The organism is Zavarzinella formosa DSM 19928 (assembly GCF_000255705.1).
GTDB lineage: Bacteria > Planctomycetota > Planctomycetia > Gemmatales > Gemmataceae > Zavarzinella > Zavarzinella formosa.
The window spans coordinates 206,530-208,294 of the sequence record NZ_JH636451.1 but is presented as its reverse complement, the minus strand read 5'-3'; the positions used below and the strand labels follow the sequence as shown (position 1 = coordinate 208,294).

The 1,765-nt window shown below is 63.8% G+C and carries 2 protein-coding genes and 1 pseudogene; 2 read left to right on the top strand and 1 reads right to left on the bottom strand.

Features of this window, described 5'->3' with window-relative positions; genetic code table 11:
* Positions 1 to 194 precede the first annotated feature (194 nt).
* Positions 195 to 1,136 (top strand): IS630 family transposase, encoded by a 942-nt coding sequence (locus BGIM_RS0143540; RefSeq protein ID WP_020475869.1) that lies wholly within the window; start codon positions 195 to 197, stop codon positions 1,134 to 1,136.
* Between the two features lie 12 nt (positions 1,137 to 1,148).
* Here BGIM_RS0143540 and BGIM_RS55690 read toward each other — a convergent pair.
* Positions 1,149 to 1,442, bottom strand: a pseudogene (locus BGIM_RS55690) (integrase core domain-containing protein); the annotation flags it as partial.
* A gap of 57 nt (positions 1,443 to 1,499) precedes the next feature.
* Between BGIM_RS55690 and BGIM_RS55685 the strand changes: the two are divergent.
* A partial coding sequence (locus BGIM_RS55685; protein WP_020475867.1) for a helix-turn-helix domain-containing protein occupies positions 1,500 to 1,765 on the top strand: 266 nt, incomplete at its 3' end.

Sequence of the window (1,765 nt, the reverse complement as noted above, 5' to 3'; positions counted from 1 at the left end):
GGTGAACCGGGCGACGGCTTACTGGAACTCGCACCGACATCCATTTCACTGGGGCCGACGACGGCGTCACCGGCCCCGTCGGCCGGCCGGCGTCGCCACCCCGCCATCTGTGCGATAACTTGGCGGATGCACCACTTAGAGCAGAGTTCGGCAGCATGTAGCGAAGGATAGAATGGTTCAAGGAGAGAGGAACCATGCGAGCCTACAGCAGCGACCTGCGAGTTCGGATCTATGAAGCCCGTCAGTCGGGGGAAACCACGGCGGAGGTGGCCGAGCGGTTCGGCGTCAGCACGGCCTTCGTGCGTCGACTGTGCCAGCGGTTCCGCGAGACCGGCTCGCTGGCCCCCCGGCCCTTCCGAAACGGTTCGGTTCGCAAACTGGCCGGCCACGAGGAGGAACTGCATCAGGCCGTGCTCAAACACCCGGACGCCACTCCGGCCGAACATCGCGAACGTCTGAACCTTCCGGCCTCGCGTGTCACGGTCTGGAGGGCGATGCGACGGTTGCGACTGACCCGGAAGAAGAAATCGGTCCGGGCCTCCGAACAGGACCGGCCCGACGTGGCGGAGGCCAGGCGGGAATGGCCGTCGAAACTGGCGGGCGTGTCTCCGGATGAGTTGGTGTTTTTGGACGAAACCGGGGCGACCACCACCATGCAACGAACCCGCGGACATGGTCCGGCCGGGGAACGGGTGGTCGCCGACGCCCCGTTCAAACGGTGGCGGGGCGTGACCTTTGTCGGCGCGTTGACCAGCGGCGGCCTGGCGGCTCCGTGGGCGTTCGAGGGGGTGATGAACGGGGAACTGTTCTCGGCCTATGTGGGGCAGGTGTTGGTCCCCTCGTTGCGGCCGGGAATGGTGGTGGTGATGGACAACCTTCCCGCCCGCAAGGTCGGCGGGATTGAAACCGCCATCCGCTCGGCGGGCTGCCGGTTGGAATACTTGCCACCGTACAGTCCGGACCTGAATCCCATCGAGAATGCCTTCTCCAAATTGAAACGAGGCTTGCGGGATTGGGCCGCCCGCACCACCAAAGGCATTTACAAAGCCCTGCGTCGGATCATCCCTCGATTCCAGCCGAAGGAGTGCCTCAATTACTTCCGGCACTGCGGCTATGCCGCCGCTACGCCTGTGTGAACTCTGCTATAGCTACTGTTTCGCCAGCTCTTCGGGCCTTCCCGCCCGGTAGACTTCCACCGGGATTCGGCACCCGAGCGACTGATGCAACCTGACCTCGTTGTAGAATTGGAAGTACGCCCGCAGGCCTCGCTCCAGTTCCGTCACCGATTCATAACCCCGCAAATACACGTCTTCGTACTTCACGCTTCGCCACAGCCGTTCGACGAACACGTTGTCCAGGCAGCGGCCCCGTCCGTCCATGCTCACCGCCGACCCGGCCGACTCGATGCGTTCGATCCACGCCCCGGCCGTGAACTGAACCCCCTAGTACATGATCCGGCGAGGTCTTTCCTTAAGCTGCTCGCGTGCGAATAATGGTTCATGAGACCTGTCACCACTTACGTTCGTCCGCTGACCGGCCTGGAACATCAGCGACTCCAAGAAGGCCTTCGTTCGCCGGAGGCGTTCACCCTGCGCCGTTCTCAGATACTGCTGGCCAGCGCTGACGGCCAAAGCCCGGCCCAAATCGCCCGGAACTTGGGCTGCACGGCGAGACCCGTCCGCAATGCCATCCATGCCTTCATGGCCGAGGGCGAGGTCTGCCTGGGCGAAAAATCCTCCCGGCCCAAAAGTGCCCGGCCCGTGTC